We start from the raw sequence: 15,558 nt of genomic DNA, 5'->3' as shown, positions 1-15,558 counted from the left end.
GCAGCTTGGATTGAAGCGGCCTGTAGGCTGTTTTAGTAATGTTTTGAAAGGGAAGGTGTAAGGATACTGAATGACTTCTTATCCGCATGACGACATTGATCACCAACAGGTGATGAAGGAGTGTTTTGCTCAGTTGTGGGAACATTCTGCTGATTTCATGTTTATTATGGCTGTCGAGCCTGATGGCGAATTTTCACTTTATGATAATAATCCGGCTTCCCGGGCTATGATGGGATTAAAGGAGGAGGAGCAGTATTGCCGATTGAGCCTTCGGAAATTCTGGAATGACGAGATTGTTGAGGGTCTCTATGCGGCTTATCACGAGGCGATTGAGGCCAGAAAACCGGTGAGTATTGAACAATATGTCACTGAATCGGGTCGGGACTTGTTTGCCAGCACTTTGTTCGTTCCCATTTTTGATGAATCTGGTCACCCTGCTTTTGTCTGTGGGGTCAGCCGGGATATATCCGATATCAAAGCTGCTGAGCAGATGGCGCTGGCTGCCAATATCAAGCTTCAGGAATATAGCCAGGCACTTGAAAATATTAATAAAAATCTGGATGACAAGGTTAAATCCAGAACTCGAGACTTAGAGCAGACGACTCAGGAATTAGAGATTGCTCTGGAAGCTAAATCGTCTTTTGTCGCGCGGATGAGCCATGAAATCCGTACTCCAATCAACGCGATGCTTGGAATGTGCTCACTATTACACAAAACCCCCTTAGATCATATTCAGCAGGATTATGTGGCTAAAATTCTGGATTCCGGGGAAGTTTTGCTGCGGTTGGTGAATGATATTTTAGATTTTTCCAAAATTGAAGTGAATGGGATCCAAATTGAACAGATTGAATTTGATTTAGAATCGGTGGTCTGTCAGGCCCTGAATGTGGGGGATCTGAAATCCCATGAAAAAGGGATTGAAATGGTCTTGGATATTGACCCCGCCGTTCCGGATAAATTGATTGGCGATCCGACCCGGATCCAGCAAATCGTGATCAATCTGATTGGGAATGCGCTTAAATTTACGGAGCAAGGGTCAGTATCGTTAAAAATTTATGCCGAATCGGCTCAGTTAAGTGATCAGATATGGTTGCATTTTGAGGTGACTGACACTGGGATCGGAATATCCAAGGCTCAGCAGGAACATCTGTTTCGGGCCTTCGCTCAGGCTGATGATAGTATTACTCGGCGTTATGGGGGCAGTGGATTAGGATTGTTTATTAGTCAGCGATTGTGTCAGCTGATGGGCGGTTCTATCTCTTTAGACAGTGAAGAGGGAAAGGGGAGCTGTTTTCATGTAGCCCTTCCTTTAAAAATCGCAGAGTCATCTCCCATGAGTCGGCATTTTAAAGAGGGAAGCGGACATAAGGTTTTAGTGGTGGATGATCTGGAATTATCCCGCAAAGCATTAACCGGTATGCTGGATGAGTTAGGTTATCAGGTCGAAACGGCGACCAATGGTCATCAGGCGCTTGAAAAAATCGCGCAGGCATTTACATCCGATCGGCCTTTTGAAGCGGTTCTGTTGGATTGGAAAATGCCCGGTATCGATGGTGTGGAAACTTCCCGACGGATCAAAAAGCTGTTTCATACCCAGCCCCCGCCGATTTTGATGATTTCTGCCTATCAGAAACAAGCGGTACTGGAACATTTACAATCAGGATTAATTAGTCGTTTTTTAGAAAAGCCGGTTTCGCCCTCCTCGTTATTTGATGCCGTTGAAGAAATATTATTTCGTATTGGACCGGTACATGCCCCAAGCACAGTATCAACCCCCATTGATTTATCAGCCTATCGTTTGTTGCTCGTGGAAGATAATTTAGTGAATCAACAGGTAGCTCAGGGATATCTGGATGACTGTGGGATTGAAGTGCTGATTGCCAATGATGGTGAAGAGGCCATTGAATTGCTCAAACAGCAGCCCGTGGATATTGTGTTGATGGATATCCAGATGCCGAAGCTCGATGGGTTATCGACCACTCGTTTACTCCGCAAACAGATGCATTTTCGACAGCCGATTGTCGCTATGACCGCTCATGTCAGTGACAGTGCCATCCATGAGTGTTTAAGCGCAGGGATGGACGCTCATATTGGTAAGCCCGTGGCTCCGAGCGAGTTATATCAGGTCTTGGCGGAATGTTTACATCAACCGTTACCTCACCCGGCAACTATTGCTGCGGCCACAAAATCTGTGGCGAATCCGCAATCTTTACAAATTGCAGCGTTATCGGCTATTTCAGGATTAGTAGTGCCTCGGGCTCTAAAACAGTTGGGAGGGCGTTATGATCTGTATCTGTCACTGGTCGAGACTTTCTATCAGCAATATGCCGCATGGTTGGATCGAGGGGCATTCGGCACGATGGCTGATGAGCAATTGGCGGATGTGGCTCATACTTTAAAATCGAATGCCGCGTATATCGGAGCATTTGAGTTGTCAGCTTTGGCTACCGAGGTTGAAAAACGGTTGCAACATCAATTGGATGTGGATCCGAAGCCGCTACTATTGGAGCTTTCGGTGATCATGAAACAGTTGGCACCCTTATTTCAGGAACGTCAGGAGCATGGGGTTGATCATCCGCAAATCTTAACGGCTGCGGATTTAGAAATATTGTTGGAACAATTGCAACAGTCTGATTTTTCAGTCGAAGTTACATTGAAATCATTAATGTCTCGTGTCCGTCATTATCCAGATGCTTTGGTCCGGGTGATGCAAATGAGCCAATATGTTAACGATGTCGAATTTGAAAAAGCATTTGAGATTGCAATTCGATGGAAAAATGAGCTACCGTAAATTTTAATGGTAGGGCATAAGTCGCTAAAGGATTGGATATTTAGATACGCCTACTGATATAAATCAGGTCTATTCTTAGGCTATCTGGTTTATCACAACGAAAAATAAAATGGCCGATTCGGCTATCTACCGGTTTGATCGTTCCGGGGAGAGGTATTCCTATTATGATTCGCAGCAAATATCGAATTAGGTGAGTGGATGGTGATAGCGGTAGAACAGCAAACAGGCCGGACCCAACGCGTGTTAATCGTCGATGACGAAGTGATTAATTTAAAAGTACTGAGTAACTTACTGCGCAGTGAAGTGAACGTTATCTTAGCAAAAAGTGGTGAGCAGGCGCTGCGGAAAGTGCGAAGTAGTGTGCCGGATTTGATTATTCTGGACGTGAAAATGCCAGGGATGAATGGATTTGATACGTTATCGGCATTACGGCAATACCCGCCGACTCATTCGGTGCCGGTGATCTTCATCACGGGTTTGAGTGATGAACACTATGAAGAAAAAGGGTTATTGCTTGGTGCTGCTGATTATATTTTTAAACCCTTTCATCCGGGGATCGTCAAAGCTCGGGTGCAGACGCATCTACAATTAGTGCATCAGCGGAATATGCTGGAGCATTTGGCTAACAGTGACAGTCTGACTTCGCTGGCCAATCGTCGACATTATAAGAGAATTTTGAGTCAAGAGTGGTTGAAAGCGATTCAGACCGAGCATCCGCTCTCACTAGCGATTTTTGATATTGATGATTTTAAGCGTTACAACGATCAGTTCGGACATGATGCCGGGGATCTGTTATTGCAGCAGGTTTCTGATTTACTGGCCCGGCATTTTGCGGATGAATCACTATTGATCTCCCGCTTTGGCGGAGAAGAATTTGTGGCTTTGTTGCCGAACTATCCGCAGGAACAAGCTCGGCAGCTGATCATGGCTGCGGTCGCGCTTATTGCCCGTGAAACGGACATCACCGTAAGTGCTGGTGGCTCAACGTGTATTCCGATCGATACGAGCTCCAGTTCCGATCTATTTTCGAAAGCGGATAAAGCGCTTTATGTTGCCAAAGATCGAGGGAAAAACTGTGTCATCTGGTCTGAAGAACTTTTTTTATGATCCCCGAAGTGTCTCCTGATTCGGGGCGGGTACTGCTTTGGTTAATCGATTAAATCCTGCTGTTTAAGCCAATGAAAAACCTGAAGCGCGGCCAGCGAGCAAAGTTGTTGATTGCTACTATCTACCCAAGCGAGCTGTTCTATCTCTGAGCTGGCTTGGGGGAGCCCGTCAGCTTGTCCAAAATAACAGGTGAGTTGGACGTCAATGCCTTCCGCTTTGCCATCGGCCTGAGAGCGGAATGTTTGAGCATAGCGTAGTGAATCGGCTTGAAGTGCAACGCTGAGTTCTTCCTGAATTTCCCGAAGCAATGCTTGTTGATCGCTTTCCCCGGCTTCTCGTTTGCCGCCCGGCAGATAAAATAATGTTTTCCCGTAAGAGCGAGTTAATAATATTTTACGATTCTGAATATGGATCCAGGCTAGTTTATCGATGATGGCTGTCATTCGCAGTATTTCTTTGATGATTCAATAAATGGCAGAGTACCGTGATTCTCAAACGGGTTCAACGGATAGGAATGAAAGAAAGCCTCACCGCCCTTGATCGTTTGAACCCGTGTTGTTCTTGGTTACGGACCATTAGTGCCAAATCTAATTTGGCTGTGTGCTTTGCACTGCATTCAAAATGTTTTATGGGAACAATATGCAACCACAGAAGGTCAATAGGCGCTCACTTTTGAAGGGATCGTACCCCAATTTTTATTGGTCGACTCACAATTTCTGCCAAGTTGACTCTTTTTCGGTGGACGGCCAATACATCTGGATCTTAATGAGAATAATACATGATTCTTGTCGTTTAATAATCCTGAAGACCACTTAAGAGGGTAAACATTGTCAGCCATGTTTTATCCCAACGTGGATGGTTTCTTTAATGGCCAGAGGCGGCTCTCTTGCGGATAGATGTCACGGATATGCGGGTCTTTTTTCGGTACAATGACGTGAGATTAAGGTGTATGGAGAGGCCTGATGAATCAAGAGCAACCCCCTATTTCAGATGGTATCTATGCGCCGGTGACGTTGATGGATATCGAACGGATGCTCAGTCGGTGGATCCAAGACAGCAGCGGCTTGCGGCAGATTGAATATGCCAGAGCGTCCGGGCATCCATCTTCACTGGCGTATCATGTCGATTTTCCCCGCTTAGAGTTGGTGATTTCGGGGCAGGTTTGCATGACGGTTGCCGGAGAAGATCAAGAATCCCGTTCGATTGTGCAGACACCTCAAATGGTGTTGTTTGTGCCGAAAGATGGTTGGAATGAACCCGATTGGGATCAACCCGTCAGAACGTTAAGTCTGTTATTTGGCAAGCAGCGTTTAGGTTTTAGCGTTATGGACTGGAATGGGCAGCAATTTACTTCGATGGGAAAATATCATGTACTACGCCGTGGCCCAAGAACAACGGCCTTTATGTTGCAGTCGCTTACCGAATTGAGCCTGCAACAATTCGATCAGCAAACGGCATTGTTGTTGGTGCGAGCGGTGCTGAGCTCGGTGCTGGATCTGATTCATCATCCCATTGAAAATTTATCGCGCAGTAAAGCCTTATTTGAAGCAATTCGTAATCATATCGGAACGCATTATCAAAGCCCTATGACCCGGGAAAGTCTGGCTCAGGCTTTTTATATTTCGCCTAGCTATCTGTCGCATCTATTTCGTAAAGAAGCTCATTTGTCATTTAACGAGTATTTAAATTATGTCCGGCTAGAACATGCGAAAGAATTGCTGAAACAGTATGATTTGAAAGTAAAAGAAATAGCTATGCATTGCGGGTTTAACGATAGTAATTATTTTTGCCGTTTATTTAAACAGCAGACGCGCCGCTCCCCTTCGCAATATCGGGTGCATTACCACAGTTTGCAGCAATAAAAGCGAAGCTTTAGGTAATATGGATACAGGTTTGTGGAGATAAACCGGAGATCTGTTCAATGGTTTTCATCACCCGGTTCGCTTCTCGTAAAAAAATGTTGGTTGAAACGCGGATTTGTCGGCAATGAGTGAATCGTTCTTCGCCTTCAACATTGATATCGGTAATGAGTAAAGCGACATCGGCTTTGGCAATATCGTCTTCCGTCAGTTTATTTTCGGTCCCTAATGCGCCTTGTGTTTCAACCCGGATACGGATCCCGCGTGCCGCACAGAGTTTTTCAATTTTCTCGGCCGACATATAGGTATGCGCAACTCCGGACATACAGGCTGTGACAGCAACTATGAACACAAGGTCTCCTTGGTTTTGAGCCAAAAACGGCGGATCGGCCGTTTTTCTCCGGTATCGATCCGCTCTTGATCATAGCATGTCTAGTATGGTTTTCCCTTCGCCGAATGCTTGTTCCCAATCGGCATGAAATTGAGCCAGACCGGAATCGGTGAGCGGATGACGGATCAGATTTTCAAAAACATCCGGCGCTACGGTGACACTTTGGGCTCCAGACATGGCTAAATCCTGAACCTGCTGCACATTTTTAAAAGATGCTCCCAACACTTTGGCGGGTAATTGGTGAACTTTTAACAGATGCACAATATCTGCGGCTACTTTGCAGCCATCACCGCCGATATTATCTAATCGGTTAATATAAGGCGCGAGGAATTCCGCTCCGGCGACCGCAGCCATCAGTGCTTGTTGGGCCGATAAAATAGCGGTTGCCGTAACGCGCATACCTTCTTGAGACAGTAAGCGAATGGCTTTCATTCCCGGTGCTGAAACCGGTACTTTTACAATAAATTCACCGCCGACAAACTCGTTTAACCGATGAGCTTCAGCGATCATGGTTTCGGTATCTGAGGCTGAAACCTGAGCGTGCAGCATGCGATCATCGCCGATGACCGCGCGAATGTCTTTAAGGATATCCGCCAGTGGCCGGTGTTCCCGAGACACAATGGTGGGGTTGGTGGTGACGCCTGCGACTGGATAGAGATCCACACAGCGGCGAATCGCTTCAATGTTGGCAGAATCAATCATGTAGAGCATAACGGTTTCCTGTAAAACAGAGTGTGAGTTTCAAAATTGTCTCCGGACTAGCCCCCAATAGTGACGGCGTAGCCCACCTGACTAAAACGGTCTTTAATGAGCTGGATCTGATCCGTTTCGGGAACTGGTGTGTCTTTCAGTGCGTAGTCCATATTCAGTAGGGTATATTTGTTGGACCCTAACTGGTGGAATGGCAACAGATGCACTTCGGTTACAGGAAGGGGGGCTAGAAAATCCAGGATCTCGTTGAGATTTACTTCGCTCATGGTGTAACCGGGGATCAGCGGTATCCTCGGAATCACCGGGTATCCTCCCAGGCTGAGCGCCCGAAAATTATCCAGAACTTGTTGGCTGTGAATCCCGGCAATAGCTTTGGCTTGTTCTGGATTGATGATCTTTAAATCAAATAAAATTTCATTGCAGGAAGCGGCCATTTTCAGTAATGGTTTTTGACCGCCGTGGCCGGTGGTTTCGATAGCTGTGCGAAAGCCGGCTTGTTGCAGTCGTTGTAGCAACGCGGTCGCAAATGGGGCTTGTGCCAGTACCTCACCTCCCGACAAGGTCACCCCCCCGGATGAGGTGCGATAAAATACCGCATCGCGTTTGCAGATGGCCACAATCTCATCAATGGTCATATCCTGACCAATTTGCTGATAAGCCCCGGAAGGACAAGTTTCAACATCGTGTGTACATGCTTGGCAATGCAGGCACTGCTGTTCGTGTCGGACATATTGAATGTCCGGTGACCGGCTTTCCGGATTCGAACACCAGGGGCAATGTAGCGGGCAGCCTTTAAAAAAGACTACCGTGCGAATGCCGGCCCCATCATGCAGTGAGTAACGCTGAATGTTGAAAATTCGTCCACGCATAATAACCTCAGAGTTGATGAGCGGTACGACGAATAATGTCGTCTTGGATTTCTTTACTGAGTTCGACAAAAAAGGCACTGTATCCGGCCACGCGAACCACTAATCCGGCGTAATCTTCAGGATGTTGCTGCGCTTCACGCAGGGTTTGTGCATTGACGACATTAAACTGAATGTGCACCAGTTTGAGTTTCATAAAGGCTTCTAAAAAATCGGCTAGTTTGTTTAGCCCCTGTGGCCCTTCGAGAGTGGCTGGTAAGAATTTCACATTCAGCAGGCTGCCATTGGACAAAAGGTAGTTATCCAGCTTACTGACCGAACGCAGTACCGCAGTTGGGCCCTGATGATCTTTTCCGACCATCGGGGAGAGCCCCCCATCGGCCAGCTGCTCACCCGTATGGCGGCCATCTGGTGTTGCGCCGACCACCATGCCCAGTGGAATATGCGCAGAAACGGTGTATGAACCGGGAACAAAATGGCCGCCCCGCGGGTTTGAGTATTGTTCGACTTCTTTACAGTAAACGCGCAGTAGATGCGCGCTGATATCGTCAACCTCGTCAATATCGTTCCCGTATTTATGATATTTATGGCTCAGTTGGGCCTGTAATTTGCGGCCTGATTCACCGGCATAATCGCTGTTCAGACCATCCATTAATTGTTTGAAGCTCATTTGTTTTTCAGTAAATACAAACTTCTGCAGTGCAAATAGCGAGTCGCTTAAATTAGCAATCCCAATGCCCTGAACGCCGGAGAAATTATAACGGGCACCTCCTTCGGTAATATCCCGACCATTGACCACACAATCGTCAATAAACGATGACAGCAGCGGTACCGGAGCCCAGTCGCGGTGGCCGATATCACAAATATTGGCACCTTGAACCATCAGTTTGACGTAATGGCGGATATTGCTCTCGATGTCGGTGAGCAGACGTTCGTAGGTTAAATCTGGGGTATTTTCATGGGCACGCATGGTCAGTTCCATCACTTTAAGTAGATTGAACATCGCAATGTCATGCAAGCCGTATGTGCGTCCCGGAATCGACAATTCAACACACCCGACCACGGAGTAATCGCGGGCATCTTCCAATGACACGCCCCGGTTCAAAAAGGCCGGAACCACCACTTCATCGTTGAAAATTTGCGGGATCCCTGTTCCCAGTCGGATGGTTTCGGCTGTTTTCAGTAAAAATTCCCGCTCCATCAGTTCGTTGACGCGCACGCCTAAATTAGGTTGGGGTAACTGAATATGCTGGTACGCATCCAGACAGAGCGTCGATAACGTATTTTCGGCGCTGCGGCCGGTTTCGGTTAATCCGCCTAATAAGATGGTGTAGCCGGTTGGAAATCCAGCAAAGAATTTGGCACTACTGCTGGATCGCAGTAACACCACATCATTGGTCTTAATCCATAAAGATTGCAGAAGTTCCTGTAATTGTGCGGGATCATCGCCGCGATCGAGCGAGGCCTGATAAAACGGCATCATGTATTGATCAAACCGGCCCAGCGACAGCGAGCTGGCATTGGATTCAAACTGCAAAATAATATTCATATACCAAAACAGCTGACACGCTTGTTGAAAATCATGCGGGGCCTGTGTTGCTACGGTGGCACTGATGCGGGCGATGTCACGTAGCTCCTGACGGCGCTGGTTGTCGTGGCAATCGTCGGCCATTGTTTCAGCCAACACCTGATAACGGCGGATATGGGCGCTGGCGGCTTCGAGCAGCAGGGCAGCTGCGCGATAAAAATGATTATCGGGATGCTCGCGGCAACAGGTTTGCAATTCCTGTGTCAGCAGTCCCAGACCGCTATTGAGCAAGCGCGGAAAATTAATGATGATGTGACCCTGACCCTTATCGGTTTGGTTCACACTGAAAATGCGAGTGCTTTGCGCTTGTTTGACCTCATCGGACATCCGTGAATTAATGAAATCTTTCATCGAACGGCCTTGCCAGTAGGGCAGCAGCTGTTCGCGGTAGATTTGTTTATCGCGTTCAGAAATAAAAAACTTGTCTTGTGGACGTGAGTCCAGAGTATCGAGTTCTTTATCGATCCAGTACGGATCCATTTCCGGCGAAATAATTCCGCTGCGGGGATTGATTGTGCGATTTCCGGCAATTAGTTCATCATCGCGGATCGATATCTGTACGTTTTCCAGAATGTATTGCACCGCTTTAGCCCGTCTGATCTGAACGTGTTCACCTTCGGTTTGACGGTGACTTTCGGTATAGAGCAAAGCTCTTTCGAGGGAGATTTCCCGAGGGCGAGCAAATAACGCTGTTTTCAGTCGGGTGATACGTTCACTGGGCATGGTAGGCGCTCCTTAAACAACATGAAAATGAAGGCGGGGTCTGTGGTCAGACCCGCCGGTTGATTTAGGCTATTTTGGCCAGTAATGCTTCAAGTTTATTCATTATCGCATCGGCTCGTTTGACGGCGTCACTCACGCCAATCCGGACGATTTTTTTACCGGTGAAACGATCTTCTTTTTTAATGCCGATATCGTTGGTGAGTAGCACAATGTCGGCGTCTTTAATATCAGAGGCGCTTAGTTCGTTTTCTAAACCAATGGACCCCTGAGTTTCCACTTTGACGTCCCAGCCTTTGGCTTTGGCTGCATTTTGAATGGCTTCAGCAGCCATATAAGTATGGGCAACACCAGACGGACAAGCGGTTACAGCAATTATTTTTGTCATGGTAAAATCCTCATTGATTGATTCGGGAGACAACCTTATGGACATTTCAGATCCATCAGCCAATTTCAATTTCCAGATCCAAGTCATCATCCGATGCGTTGGTCTCTTGTTTTAAATTTTTCTGTGGAATGATGTGTTTCAGCAGAATAATCAGCGCTGCGGCCACTACGGCACCGAATAGGGTACTGAGAATGTAGGCTATACGGCCTTCAACAACCGGTAACACGATAAAACCACCCCAGGCGGCATAGCTGCCGACACCCGATAGCGCAACGGCGACCGCACCGACAGCTGCTCCAATCATGTTGGCCGGAATGACGCGGAGTGGATCAGCGGCTGCGAATGGAATCGCGCCTTCGGTAATGCCGACACAACCCATGATGATGGCGGCTTTCCCGGCTTCATGTTCTTCTTTGGTAAATAATTTTTTGGAAGCCAAGCTGGCAAACCCGCAAGCCAAGGGTGGGATCGCAATGGCTGCTGCGTTAATGGCAACCACATTGGTAATCTGTTGGCCCACACACAGCACCATGAAAGAATAAGCCACTTTGTTAATCGGCCCTCCCATATCAAATGCGGTCATACACCCCATGATAATGGCCAGAATGACAATGCTGCCGCCTTGCATCCCCTGTAGCCAGTGGGTCAGTGAAACGGTCATGGCTCCGATGGGTTCAGCAAGCACCCATTGCATTGCACCGGCGGTAATTAAGGTCCCGAACACCGGGATGATCAGAATAGGCATGACCGAGCGCAGGACTTTGGCGACCGGAATTTTTTTCAGGTAATAAACCACGATGCCACCGAGCAAGCCGGCGATAATGGCACCGAAGAAACCCGCGTGGAAATTCTGTGCAACCCAGGCCCCAATCGCCGCGGGGGCCAGTGCTGATCGATCGGCAATTGAATAACCAATGTAGGCGGCCAGAATCGGGATCATCAGCGCCAGTCCTGCACCCCCAATGGTAAAGAGGTCCTTCAGTACGCCATGATCAGGAACGGCACCTTTGCCGGAGATCATCACGGAAGCTGCCAGTAGAATACCGCCGGAAACCACGAACGGAATCATATGTGAAACTCCGGTCATTAGATGCTGGCGAGTGTTTTTTAGTATGTGGATAAGTTCACTCATCGTTCCCTCCCGGGGATTACTGTGTAGGGATACAGAACTGGCGACACACGCATGTATCGCACCTCCCAATTCATTCAGCTCATGACTGAATCAATTGGATTGCTGATTACTATAGAAACTCGACGACAGGTTCGGGAGAAGAAAAAATAGCTAAATACTGGATAATTGTGCTGTTACTGATAAATAGTGATCAGACTCGCAAATGTCTCTGATAAAGGGGTTATTACGGATATAACAAATTTGAGAACTGCATCACAAGCTGAATGAAGTGAGCACAATTATCTAGTTTTTAGCCGCTCTGTCCCGTTGCGAGCCAGCCACAGCTTTTTATGATGAATTTAATTAATCTCATTTATCCAAAGCAGGTGCTCTCATGGCGAAAACAGTCTCTTTTACTTGTGAACTGCCGAATGGTATTCATGCTCGTCCGGCCAGTCATATGGAAAAATTCTGCAATGGATTCGCATCCTCCATCCAGTGGACCAATACCCGGACGGGAGTCACAGGTGATGCGAAAAGTGTTCTCTCTCTGGTGGGGACTGATACCCTGTCGGGGGATGAATGTCTGATTTCTATTGAAGGACAAGATGAAGATCAGGCCTTTGAACAACTCCAGCAGTTTTTGGGTTCCGAATTTATTCATTGTGATCAACCGCTCCCCGAAGCCATCCCCGATGATCAAGAGCAAACTCCATTGCCGCGTTCTTTAGCGCATCTGAACCCGACGGTGTGTCGCGGTAACAGTGTCAGTCAAGGTGTCGCGATGGGTAGACTAGTTGAACTGGCCGGCTTTGATTTTGATCAGCTCAATGACCTGCCTGATGCCCGCAGCCTTGAAGAGGAATCTACCGCGTTAAAATTGGGCCTGCGGACCTTACAGAACACCTTGGAAAACCAGAAAAAACGGGCGCGTGATACTGAAAAAGAAATTGTCGATGCGCACTTGTCTATTGTGATGGATCGATTGTTTGGGGCGCAGTTGCATGAACAGGTGGAAGCGGGCCATAGCTGTGCCACCGCCATTATTGAAACCGCTAAACATTTCTGCCAGCAACTGCAAAATTCTCAAAGTGAGTACATGCGCGAACGTGTGCTGGATATCCGCGACGTCAGCTTCCAGCTTTTGCAGCAGGTCTATGGCTCAGGTAGTTTTGATCAACACGCGCAATTGACCGAAGCGAGTATTTGTATTGCCGATGATTTGACCCCCAGTCAATTTCTAGAATTGAATAAAAATCATCTCAAAGGACTGGTCCTTAACCGTGGAGGCACCACATCACATACCGTGATTTTGGCCCGGTCATTTAACATTCCCACATTAGTGGGTGTCGATTTAGCCCCGCTGCGGTTATTGGTAGGACAGAGAGTAGCGCTCGATGCCAATGTCGGCGCGGTCGTCAGCCAGCTTGACGAAGCCGTCACCCGCTATTATCAGCAGGAGTTACGGGTTCAGCACCAGCTGGCTGAACAGCAGCAGGCATTTATCCACCAGCCGGGTCTGACTCGTGATCAACGCAAAATGGAAGTGGCTGCCAATATTGCCTTGCCCATTGAAGCCAAACCTGCGTTTGACGGGGGAGCTGAAAGCATCGGTTTATTTCGAACTGAAATGCTGTATATGGATCGGGAACAAGCGCCAGATGAAGACGAACTGTACAACCTCTTCTGTCAGGCGATTACGGCGGCCGACGGTAAAACTATTATTGTCAGAACGATGGATATCGGTGGCGATAAACCCCTAAATTATCTAAATATTCAGCCAGAAAACAATCCATTTTTGGGGTATCGGGCGGTGCGGATTTATCCAGAATTTGAAGCCCTGTTCCGTACTCAACTGAGTGCTATTTTGCGGGCCTCTGCTCATGGCGCGTTAAAAATTATGATCCCGATGATTTCTTCAATGGACGAAATCTTGTGGGTTAAAGAAGTGTTGGGTGAAGTGAAGCAAAAATTACGGGCCCAGGAAATCCCGTTTGATGAACGCATTAAACTGGGCATTATGCTGGAAGTTCCCTCGGTCATTTTCATTATTGATCAATGCTGTGAAGAGATTGATTTCTTTAGTATCGGGACCAACGATTTAACCCAGTATCTGATTGCGGTGGACCGGGATAACAAAAAAGTCGCCAAACATTACAATAGTTTGAATCCCGCCTTTTTACGTGCATTGGATTATATTGTTCGCGAAGTACACCGGCACGGCCGTTGGATTGGGCTGTGCGGCGAACTGGGTGCCAAAGGTTCTGTGCTACCGCTTTTGGTGGGAATGGAACTGGATGAAATTTCTATGAGCGCGCCCAGCATTGCGACAACCAAACAGCGATTGGCCCGGCTGGATAGCCGCCAGTGTCGATTGTTGCTGAATCAGGCTATGAATTGTCGCACCGCACTGGAAGTCGATCATCTGCTGGCGCAATTTCGCATGAGTCAGGAAAATATGCCGATGATTGCCCGCGATTGTATTTGGGTGGATGCCGATTTACGCAGCAAAGAAGAAGTTATCAAAACCATGACCGATAATCTGTTTTTGGCCGGGCGTTGTCGTTATCCGGTCAAACTGGCCGCGGACGTTTGGGCGCGTGAAGATGTCTTTTCAACCGGTTTAGGATTTGGTTTTGCCATTCCGCATACCAAATCAGAGCATATTGAACAGCCCACTATTAGCGTGGCGCGTTTGGCTAAAACCATCCGCTGGGGCGATGAAGACGTGCAGTTTGTCATTATGCTGACGTTGAACAAACATACCGCTGGTGATCAGCATATGAAAATTTTCTCAAAACTAGCCCGCCGGATCATGCACGCTGAATTTCGGGATGCCTTATTTAAGGCTGTGGATAGTGAAGCGATAGAACAATTATTACGACAAGAACTGGTCATGGAATAAAAAATAAGTAACTAAACGTGCAATACATCAAATCCGGTCTAAAGGGCCGGATTTTTCAAATTGTAGCATGCCATAAAATTCACGAGATATTGATAGCGCTTGGGCGTTCTTTCAGTGTGCGATGAATGGCAGTGTGGTAACCATAGAGCCCTGCTTCTTTGTGTCCAAACTTGGGCTGGCGTGTTGAAATTGAATTTTATAGTTCAACATGCGATTTAGAGCATGCGACTAATTTTGCCTTTTATCCTTGTCTGAAAGGATATTGGTTGGATATTGAATCGAAGAATTCAGCATTAATAGTTTTTTTGTCCACTTTTATCCCCGCATCCACTTCTTTGAGAATAGTGACGATTTGGGTTTTAGAAAATCGTGATTGTTTCATGGTTCTCTCCTACATCTATCAGTGTAGAAAACTCCATTTAATTTTGTGTCAGTATAAGGGAAGTGGACAAGAGTGGACAGTTGTACGTTTTTGCTAGGTCTACAGATTATTACCAATAAGGTAATGTTGTGTAGACCACTATCTTGTACAAATCGAATAGTAGGTCTACACTAAATAACCTATTTGGTAACTTAGTGTAGACCTATGGCTAAATCTGATGAGCTACTAACTGTATTTTCGAAAGCGGTTAGCGCTGGAGGAGGCGTTCACAGTGCAACTGAGCTTGCTTTTATGTTGGGTGTGCCCTGTGACTCTGCTTTTAGAAAGTTTCTGACAGATAGCGTAAAGAAGGGCTTACTAAGACGAGTGGTGAAAGGTTTCTATGAAAGTATGATCACCCCCCCTGAGCCTGAGATCGCTATTTATAAAACAATCAAAAAGTTACGTAGTGGCGTATTGAACTACATTAGCTTAGAAAGCCAGCTCAGTCATACTGGTGATATTTCGCAAATGATGATGGGTAGAGTCACAGTGGTAACTAAAGGCCGAAGTGGTCGTTTTGATACGCCTTATGGCGTGATCGAACTTACCCACACTAAGAAGCCAGTCGAACAAATCGCCCCTAATTTGTATTATGACCCCGACATCAAAATGTATCGCGCATTCAAAGAACAAGCGATGGCAGATCTAAAGCACTGCCGCCGCAATTTACATATGCTGGAGAGCTAAGTATGGTGCG

The 15,558-nt window shown here is 47.0% G+C and carries 13 protein-coding genes; 5 read left to right on the top strand and 8 right to left on the bottom strand.

Annotated elements, in window-relative coordinates:
• Positions 1–70: 70 nt before the first annotated feature.
• Positions 71–2,791, top strand: coding sequence for a response regulator (locus ABUE20_RS08325; RefSeq protein WP_408619426.1), 2,721 nt, complete (start codon positions 71–73; stop codon positions 2,789–2,791).
• A gap of 198 nt (positions 2,792–2,989) precedes the next feature.
• The gene (locus ABUE20_RS08320) at positions 2,990–3,898 is read left to right on the top strand and encodes a GGDEF domain-containing response regulator (protein WP_408619425.1); all 909 of its coding nucleotides are present in this window, start codon (positions 2,990–2,992) and stop codon (positions 3,896–3,898) included.
• Between the two features lie 41 nt (positions 3,899–3,939).
• Here the strand turns inward: ABUE20_RS08320 and ABUE20_RS08315 are convergent, their stop codons facing one another.
• Positions 3,940–4,341 carry an NUDIX hydrolase gene (locus tag ABUE20_RS08315; protein ID WP_408619424.1) on the bottom strand — a complete coding sequence of 134 codons (402 nt, stop codon included), beginning with the start codon at positions 4,339–4,341 and terminating at the stop codon, positions 3,940–3,942.
• 519 nt (positions 4,342–4,860) lie between these two features.
• On the opposite strand from ABUE20_RS08315, the gene ABUE20_RS08310 reads away from it, so the two are divergent.
• Positions 4,861–5,760, top strand: coding sequence for a helix-turn-helix transcriptional regulator (locus ABUE20_RS08310; protein WP_408619423.1), 900 nt, complete (start codon positions 4,861–4,863; stop codon positions 5,758–5,760).
• A gap of 10 nt (positions 5,761–5,770) precedes the next feature.
• On the opposite strand, the gene ABUE20_RS08305 is transcribed toward ABUE20_RS08310, so the two are convergent.
• From ABUE20_RS08305 to ABUE20_RS08280, 6 genes are all read right to left on the bottom strand, one after another.
• Complete coding sequence (locus tag ABUE20_RS08305) at positions 5,771–6,109, bottom strand: PTS fructose transporter subunit IIB (protein ID WP_408619422.1); 339 nt, start codon at positions 6,107–6,109, stop codon at positions 5,771–5,773.
• A 69-nt stretch (positions 6,110–6,178) separates the two neighbouring features.
• The gene (locus ABUE20_RS08300) at positions 6,179–6,859 is read right to left on the bottom strand and encodes a transaldolase family protein (RefSeq protein WP_408619421.1); all 681 of its coding nucleotides are present in this window, start codon (positions 6,857–6,859) and stop codon (positions 6,179–6,181) included.
• 47 nt (positions 6,860–6,906) lie between these two features.
• The gene (locus tag ABUE20_RS08295) at positions 6,907–7,728 is read right to left on the bottom strand and encodes a [formate-C-acetyltransferase]-activating enzyme (RefSeq protein WP_408619420.1); all 822 of its coding nucleotides are present in this window, start codon (positions 7,726–7,728) and stop codon (positions 6,907–6,909) included.
• A gap of 7 nt (positions 7,729–7,735) precedes the next feature.
• Positions 7,736–10,036, bottom strand: a complete 2,301-nt coding sequence (locus ABUE20_RS08290; RefSeq protein WP_408619419.1) for a formate C-acetyltransferase — start codon at positions 10,034–10,036, stop codon at positions 7,736–7,738.
• A 64-nt stretch (positions 10,037–10,100) separates the two neighbouring features.
• Positions 10,101–10,421, bottom strand: a complete 321-nt coding sequence (locus tag ABUE20_RS08285; protein WP_408619418.1) for a PTS fructose-like transporter subunit IIB — start codon at positions 10,419–10,421, stop codon at positions 10,101–10,103.
• Between the two features lie 55 nt (positions 10,422–10,476).
• Positions 10,477–11,553 carry a PTS fructose transporter subunit EIIC gene (locus ABUE20_RS08280; RefSeq protein WP_408619417.1) on the bottom strand — a complete coding sequence of 359 codons (1,077 nt, stop codon included), beginning with the start codon at positions 11,551–11,553 and terminating at the stop codon, positions 10,477–10,479.
• A gap of 373 nt (positions 11,554–11,926) precedes the next feature.
• Here ABUE20_RS08280 and ptsP point away from each other — a divergent pair, with 373 nt between their 5' ends.
• A complete protein-coding gene (gene ptsP, locus ABUE20_RS08275; protein WP_408619416.1) occupies positions 11,927–14,437 on the top strand; it encodes a phosphoenolpyruvate--protein phosphotransferase in 2,511 nt (836 codons plus the stop codon).
• 241 nt (positions 14,438–14,678) lie between these two features.
• On the opposite strand, the gene ABUE20_RS08270 is transcribed toward ptsP, so the two are convergent.
• Positions 14,679–14,819, bottom strand: coding sequence for a hypothetical protein (locus ABUE20_RS08270; RefSeq protein WP_408619415.1), 141 nt, complete (start codon positions 14,817–14,819; stop codon positions 14,679–14,681).
• 204 nt (positions 14,820–15,023) lie between these two features.
• Between ABUE20_RS08270 and abiEi the strand changes: the two genes are divergently transcribed.
• Complete coding sequence (gene abiEi / locus ABUE20_RS08265; protein WP_408619414.1) at positions 15,024–15,548, top strand: type IV toxin-antitoxin system AbiEi family antitoxin; 525 nt, start codon at positions 15,024–15,026, stop codon at positions 15,546–15,548.
• Positions 15,549–15,558: the final 10 nt, after the last annotated feature.

The organism is Celerinatantimonas marina (assembly GCF_046054165.1).
Classification (GTDB): domain Bacteria; phylum Pseudomonadota; class Gammaproteobacteria; order Enterobacterales; family Celerinatantimonadaceae; genus Celerinatantimonas.
Note: the sequence above shows the minus strand (reverse complement) of the source record. Positions and strands in the feature narration are given on the sequence as shown.

What these genes read in the sequence shown, in the direction of transcription:
- ABUE20_RS08290 (WP_408619419.1), bottom strand. Translation starts at nt 10,036, where the DNA reads ATGCCCAGTGAACGTATCACCCGACTGAAAACAGCGTTATTTGCTCGC.
- ABUE20_RS08295 (WP_408619420.1), bottom strand. Translation starts at nt 7,728, where the DNA reads ATGCGTGGACGAATTTTCAACATTCAGCGTTACTCACTGCATGATGGG.
- ABUE20_RS08310 (WP_408619423.1), top strand. Translation starts at nt 4,861, where the DNA reads ATGAATCAAGAGCAACCCCCTATTTCAGATGGTATCTATGCGCCGGTG.
- ABUE20_RS08270 (WP_408619415.1), bottom strand. Translation starts at nt 14,819, where the DNA reads ATGAAACAATCACGATTTTCTAAAACCCAAATCGTCACTATTCTCAAA.
- ABUE20_RS08320 (WP_408619425.1), top strand. Translation starts at nt 2,990, where the DNA reads ATGGTGATAGCGGTAGAACAGCAAACAGGCCGGACCCAACGCGTGTTA.
- ABUE20_RS08315 (WP_408619424.1), bottom strand. Translation starts at nt 4,341, where the DNA reads ATGACAGCCATCATCGATAAACTAGCCTGGATCCATATTCAGAATCGT.
- ABUE20_RS08300 (WP_408619421.1), bottom strand. Translation starts at nt 6,859, where the DNA reads ATGCTCTACATGATTGATTCTGCCAACATTGAAGCGATTCGCCGCTGT.
- ABUE20_RS08325 (WP_408619426.1), top strand. Translation starts at nt 71, where the DNA reads ATGACTTCTTATCCGCATGACGACATTGATCACCAACAGGTGATGAAG.
- ptsP (WP_408619416.1), top strand. Translation starts at nt 11,927, where the DNA reads ATGGCGAAAACAGTCTCTTTTACTTGTGAACTGCCGAATGGTATTCAT.
- abiEi (WP_408619414.1), top strand. Translation starts at nt 15,024, where the DNA reads ATGGCTAAATCTGATGAGCTACTAACTGTATTTTCGAAAGCGGTTAGC.
- ABUE20_RS08280 (WP_408619417.1), bottom strand. Translation starts at nt 11,553, where the DNA reads ATGAGTGAACTTATCCACATACTAAAAAACACTCGCCAGCATCTAATG.
- ABUE20_RS08285 (WP_408619418.1), bottom strand. Translation starts at nt 10,421, where the DNA reads ATGACAAAAATAATTGCTGTAACCGCTTGTCCGTCTGGTGTTGCCCAT.